Origin of the sequence: Stenotrophomonas pictorum JCM 9942 (assembly GCF_001310775.1) — a bacterium.
Taxonomy (GTDB): Bacteria; Pseudomonadota; Gammaproteobacteria; order Xanthomonadales; family Xanthomonadaceae; genus Stenotrophomonas; species Stenotrophomonas pictorum.
Window position 1 is genome coordinate 1 of record NZ_BAZI01000188.1, and the last position, 5,475, is coordinate 5,475.

Genomic DNA, 5,475 nt, shown 5'->3' on the forward strand with positions numbered 1-5,475 from the left:
CGTTGCAGTCCGAGTCGGCCACCGTGGTGCGCGGCCTGATCGCAGATGGCGGGGCGTGGCGGGAACTGGTGCCCGCGCGCGTGGCTGATTTCATCGTCGAAAACCGCCTGTACGGATGCCAGTCCGATTCGTGAATGCCGGCAGCAGCCGGGTTCTCTATAATCACCGCCTTATTCATCGAGTTATGCCGCTTTGACCACCGAAGCCCAAGTCATCAAAACCCAGTTGCCCAGCCCCCCGCCCTCCGTTTCGGCCCTGCTGGCCTGCGTGCATTCGGCGCTGGAGGAAATGAAAGCCCGGGATGCGGTCGAGATCGACGTCCGCGGCCGTTCCAGCGTCGCCGATTACCTGGTCGTTGTTTCCGGCACCTCCACCCGTCACGTCAAATCCATTGGCGATGAAGTGGTGCGCTTTGCCAAGAACCTGGGCGTGATGCCGCTGGGCGTGGAAGGTGAGCGCGAGGCCGAGTGGGTGCTGGTCGACCTGGGCGATGTGATCGTCCACGTCATGCTGCCGCGCGTGCGCGAGTTCTATGCGCTGGAGCGCCTGTGGACGGTGGGCGACCAGCCGCCGGTTGCCGCGCAGGATGACGAATACGCTGCGGGCTGAGCCGGCAGCGCAGAGTCGTGTGACGGCGCCGCAGGGCGCCGTCCTTGTTTCAGGCAGTGCAACGTGATCCGGGAGACCATCGCCCCATGAAAGCCAGATTGATCGCCACCGGCGAGCGCGCGCCCGGCTGGGTGGCGCAGGGATTTGCCGAATACCAGAAGCGGCTTTCGCATTGGCTGCCACTGGAGCTGGTGGAGATCGAGCCGGGTCTGCGCGGCAAGGGCCGCGATCCGAAGCGGGCGATCGAGGAAGAGGGCAAGCGGGTGCTGGCCGCATTGCCGAAGAATCCTTATGTGGTGGCGCTGGATGTGCCCGGACGCCAGCTCAGCTCCGAGCAGTTGGCGCAGCGGCTGGAGCATTGGCGCTCGCAGGGCCGGGATCTCGCATTTCTTATCGGTGGCCCGGAAGGACATGCCGCCGAGGTCTCGGCAACGGCCGATGAAACCTGGTCCATCGGTCCGCTGACTTTGCCGCATATGCTCGTTCGACTGGTGGTGGCCGAGCAGCTGTACCGCGCAGCGGCGATGATCGCAAATCACCCCTACCATCGCGCGTGATTACCCTATAGAATGCGCGTCTCCGCCCGAATAGCTCAGCCGGTTAGAGCACTTGACTGTTAATCAGGGGTCGTTGGTTCGAGTCCAACTTCGGGCGCCAGGATTCAAAGAAAAAGCCGCGAGCGATCGCGGCTTTTTCTTTGGGCTTTTCCGGGTGCAGGCGCTGCCGTGTTTTCAACCCAGCTTGAAATCCACCGGGATCAGTCCGTAGGCCTTCACCGGCTGACCGCCATCGGTGGCCGGTTGAAACTTCCAGCGGCGCAGCACCTGGCTGCGGGCGGCGTTGTCGAGACTGCGATGGCCGCTGCTGCGTTCGATGCTTACCTCCAGCGGTACACCGTCCTCGCCGACCAGCACCCGTAGCACCACCGTGCCCTGTGCATTGGCCATCAGGGCATCGCGTGGATAGGCGGGCGCAGGCGCGTTCCGGTAGCGCAGCTGCACGCCTTCCAGTGGCATTCCGGTGCCGGTCACCTCCGTCGCCGGAACGTCGGCGATGGGCGGTGCGATATCTGCCAGTGGTGCGATCACCGCCTCGGTGGCGAATACCGGCATCGGCGAGGTTTCCACGGGTGTGGGTAACGCCGGTTGACGTGGGGGCGCGGGTGACGAGGTGACCTTGACCAGCTTTTCCGGGGGCAGCGGCGGGGGCGGTGGTTGTACCGGTTTGGCTTCGGATATCTGCCAGCGCGGTTCCGGCACCGCAATGGTACGGATGGGCGCCTGTGACAGGGGAATCAGCAGCAACCCCAGGGCCAATCCATGCAATGCGATGGCGGTGCTGTAGGCGAGTATGCGTGACGGTTCGAAATGGACTGACGTGACGCGGTGCTGCGTGCGGACCATGTTCCACCTCCATGCGTGGGCGTGTGACGGATAACAACGCGCGGTGATGCAGGACGGAGCTGCAGGCTCCCTGTCTGCAGCTGCAGTGCGCCCGCAAATGCGCAAACCGGCAAGAGGGGCCGCTGTTTGCGGTTAAGCGCCGGACAGCTTCGTCCTCGCATGCGGACGGGTGCCCGTGGCACATATACGCATGGCGCTTGCCGGCCTCGCACACAACAACGGCGCCCGTAGGCGCCGTTGTTGGTGATGCGCCGGGTGCCGATCAGCGTCCCAGTTCGAACACCACATCCAGATTCACCGAGACCGTGGTTTCACCCGGCGACACGGCGGTATCCATCTCGGCCTTGGCGCTGCGGCCAGCGGCCATGGCCATCATCGGCATGGGCCGGAAGCCGCCCTGGCTGCCCTCGGAGATGCTGACGATGCGGCGCACGCGCAGGCCCAGCGACTTGGCATAGGTCTCGGCGCGGGCCTGTGCCTTTTTCAGGGCGGCCAGGCGGGCTTCGTCATAGACCGGCTCGGGCTGGTCGATTTCGAAGCTGGGGCCGTTGATCTGGTTTGCCCCCTGGGCGGCCAGGCTGTCGAGCACCTTGCCCAGTTTGGTGATGTCACGCACCTTCAGGCTGACCGTGTTGTTGGCCTGGTAACCGGTGATCTTCGGTGCTTCGTTCTCGGTGTAGCGGTACTGCGGGCTGAGGTTGATGCCGCTGGTCTGGATATCGCGCTCGGCGATGCCGGCCGCCTTGATCGCAGCCATCACCTTGTCCATCTGCAGCGCGTTCTCGCGCATGGCGGTGTTGCCGTCGGCGGCCTGGGTGACCACGCCGGCCGACAGCGTGGCCACGTCCGGCACCCGGCGCGCTTCGGCCTGGGCGGAGATGTTCAGCAAGGTGGCATCGCTGGCCACCACGGTGGGCACGGTTTGGGCATGGGCGGACATCGAAGCTCCCAGGGCAAGTGACAGGGACAGCAGCAGTGGCGCGAGGGCGGTGTGGCGCATGGTGATCCTCCTTGGATTGGACCGGAAAGGTGAACGCAGGGCGATGAACGGGTAGTGAGCCGTGTCGGGGTTTGGATGGCTTTCCTTGCTTCGCCGATCATTCAGTCAGGCCGCGCAGGTTATCCTTCTTCGATGCTCTATCTTGCCTCCCGCTCCCCCCGCAGAAACGAACTCCTGTCGCGGCTTGACGTGCCTTTCCGGGCGCTGGATCTGGAGGTGCCGGAAGTCCGCGGCGCGGACGAGACCCCCGAAGCTACGTGCGGCGGGTGGCGCTGGACAAGGCGCGCGCCGGTCTGGCGCTGGTTGCGCAGGATACGGATGCGGTCGTGCTGGGCTCGGACACCGAGGTGGTACTGGGCGACCGGGTCTACGGCAAGCCGGTGGATGCGGCGGATGCGGCAGCGATGCTGGCGTCCCTGGCCGGGCGCACGCACCGGGTGATGACCGCGGTGGCGCTGGTCGCCCACGGGCGCGAGCGGGTCCAGCTGGTGAGTTCAGAGGTGACGTTCGCGGCCATGAGCGCGGCGCAGATCGCCGGCTACGTGGCCAGTGGCGAGCCGATGGGTAAGGCCGGCGGTTACGCGATCCAGGGCGGCGCCGAGCGCTTCATCAGCCATCTGGCCGGCAGCTATTCCGGCGTGATGGGCTTGCCATTGCAACAGACAGGGGAGCTGCTGCGCGAATTCGGCGCAGGGGCGGACGATTCCATGGACAAGGGGGAATGAAGGACGTGTCCGAAGAGATTCTGGTCAATGTCACCCCGCGCGAAACCCGCGTGGCGGTGATCGAGAACGGCATGCTGCAGGAGCTGCACATCGAGCGCGGCTGGCGCCGTGGTGTGGTCGGCAACATCTACAAGGGCAAGGTGCAGCGGGTGATGCCCGGCATGCAGGCCGCCTTCGTCGAGATTGGCCTGGAGCGCGCGGCCTTCCTGCACGCCAATGACGTGGTGCGACCGGCGCCGGTCACCGCCGATACCGAGGAAACCACCCCCACTCTGCCGCTGCCGTCCTCGGTGCCGATCGTGGAATTGCTGCGTGACGGCCAGGATATCGTGGTGCAGGTGGTCAAGGACCCGATCGGCACCAAAGGCGCGCGCCTGACGACCCAGATCAGCATTCCCTCGCGCTACCTGGTGCTGCTGCCGCAGTCCAAGATGGTGGGCGTGTCCGCCCGCATCGAGGATGACGCCGAGCGCGCACGCCTGAAATCACTGGTCACCGAGATCTCCGCCCAGCACGGCGGCTACGGCTATATCGTGCGTACCAATGCCGAAGGCCAGCCGGCCGAGGCGCTGGCTGAAGATATTTCCTATCTTTCGCGGGTTTGGGCGGTGGTCGAGCGGCGCGGTCGCGAAGTGCCGTCCTGCAGCACCATCTATGAAGACCTGAGCCTGCCACTGCGCTCGGTACGCGACCTGATTCGCAAGGATGTGGACAAGGTCAAGGTCGATTCCAAGGAAACCTTCGCCCAGTTGCAGGCGTTCGTGGCCAAGTACATGCCGGTGCTCGGCGAGAAGCTGGAGCTGTACGCCGGCGATCGCCCGATCTTCGACATGTTCGGGGTCGAGGACGAGATCGGCCGCGCGCTGGACAAGCAGGTGCCGCTCAAATCCGGCGGCTATCTGGTGATCGACCAGACCGAGGCGATGACCACGATCGATGTGAACACCGGTTCCTTCGTCGGCCAGCGCAACCTGGAAGAAACCGTGTTCCGCACCAATCTGGAGGCGGCGCAGGCAGTGGCGCGACAGCTGCGGCTGCGCAACCTGGGCGGCATCATCATCATCGATTTCATCGACATGGATGACGCCGAGCACCGCCGCCAGGTGCTGCGCACGCTGGAAAAGGCGCTGGCCCGTGACCATGCCAAGACCACCGTCTACGACTTCTCGCCGCTGGGTCTGGTGGAAATGACCCGCAAGCGTACGGTGGAAAGCCTGGAGCGCCAGCTGTCGGAGACCTGTCCGCAGTGCAACGGTCGCGGCAGCATCAAGACCACCGAAACGGTGACCTACGAGATCTTCCGCGAGATCACCCGTGCCGTGCGCCTGTTCGAGGCCGCGCGACTGCTGGTGATCGCCTCCAGCAAAGTGGTGGCGCGCATCACCGATGAGGAGTCCGCGGCGGTGGCCGAGCTGGAGGAGTTCCTTGGCAAGAGCATCCGCTTCCAAGCCGATGACCAGTACCTGCAGGAACAGTTCGATGTCGTGTTGCTCTGACATAGTCCTGATCCCCGTCGAGGAGGACGGCGTGGCCTGATGACCACGCTGTTGCGCCACCGTCTGCGTCGGTTGCGACGCCATGTGCTGTACGCGCTGGCGCTGGCGCTGGTGTGCGTGGCGTTGCTGGTGGGCACCTTCAGCCAGTTGCTGCCGCTGGTGCAGTCCCACCCGGACAAGGTCGCCGCATGGTTGAGCGCGCGCGCCGGGCAACCGGTGGCCTCGAGCATCTGGACACCGCC

General features: G+C 65.2%; 6 protein-coding genes, 1 tRNA gene and 1 pseudogene. 6 read left to right on the top strand and 2 right to left on the bottom strand.

Features of this window, described 5'->3' with window-relative positions; all coding sequences use genetic code 11:
• Positions 1–192 precede the first annotated feature (192 nt).
• From rsfS to JCM9942_RS10295, 3 genes are all read left to right on the top strand, one after another.
• On the top strand, positions 193–609 hold the full coding sequence (rsfS, locus tag JCM9942_RS10285; RefSeq protein ID WP_054659464.1) for a ribosome silencing factor: 417 nt from the start codon (positions 193–195) through the stop codon (positions 607–609).
• A gap of 86 nt (positions 610–695) precedes the next feature.
• Complete coding sequence (gene rlmH, locus JCM9942_RS10290) at positions 696–1,166, top strand: 23S rRNA (pseudouridine(1915)-N(3))-methyltransferase RlmH (RefSeq protein WP_054659466.1); 471 nt, start codon at positions 696–698, stop codon at positions 1,164–1,166.
• A 24-nt stretch (positions 1,167–1,190) separates the two neighbouring features.
• Positions 1,191–1,266: transfer RNA gene (locus tag JCM9942_RS10295), tRNA-Asn, on the top strand.
• Positions 1,267–1,340: 74 nt separating this feature from the next.
• Here JCM9942_RS10295 and JCM9942_RS10300 read toward each other — a convergent pair.
• Positions 1,341–2,012 carry an energy transducer TonB gene (locus JCM9942_RS10300; protein ID WP_054659468.1) on the bottom strand — a complete coding sequence of 224 codons (672 nt, stop codon included), beginning with the start codon at positions 2,010–2,012 and terminating at the stop codon, positions 1,341–1,343.
• A gap of 262 nt (positions 2,013–2,274) precedes the next feature.
• The gene (locus JCM9942_RS10305) at positions 2,275–3,012 is read right to left on the bottom strand and encodes an SIMPL domain-containing protein (RefSeq protein WP_054659470.1); all 738 of its coding nucleotides are present in this window, start codon (positions 3,010–3,012) and stop codon (positions 2,275–2,277) included.
• 132 nt (positions 3,013–3,144) lie between these two features.
• Here JCM9942_RS10305 and JCM9942_RS10310 point away from each other — a divergent pair.
• The 3 genes and pseudogenes from JCM9942_RS10310 to JCM9942_RS10320 form a co-directional block, all read left to right on the top strand.
• Positions 3,145–3,737: pseudogene (locus JCM9942_RS10310) on the top strand (Maf-like protein).
• 5 nt (positions 3,738–3,742) lie between these two features.
• Complete coding sequence (gene rng / locus JCM9942_RS10315) at positions 3,743–5,233, top strand: ribonuclease G (protein WP_054659472.1); 1,491 nt, start codon at positions 3,743–3,745, stop codon at positions 5,231–5,233.
• A 39-nt stretch (positions 5,234–5,272) separates the two neighbouring features.
• The coding region (locus tag JCM9942_RS10320) for a hypothetical protein (RefSeq protein WP_157722864.1) at positions 5,273–5,475 on the top strand (203 nt) is incomplete at its 3' end.

Excerpts from the sequence above, each read along its gene's own strand:
- JCM9942_RS10305 (WP_054659470.1), bottom strand. The coding sequence starts at position 3,012 with ATGCGCCACACCGCCCTCGCGCCACTGCTGCTGTCCCTGTCACTTGCC.
- JCM9942_RS10300 (WP_054659468.1), bottom strand. The coding sequence starts at position 2,012 with ATGGTCCGCACGCAGCACCGCGTCACGTCAGTCCATTTCGAACCGTCA.
- rlmH (WP_054659466.1), top strand. The coding sequence starts at position 696 with ATGAAAGCCAGATTGATCGCCACCGGCGAGCGCGCGCCCGGCTGGGTG.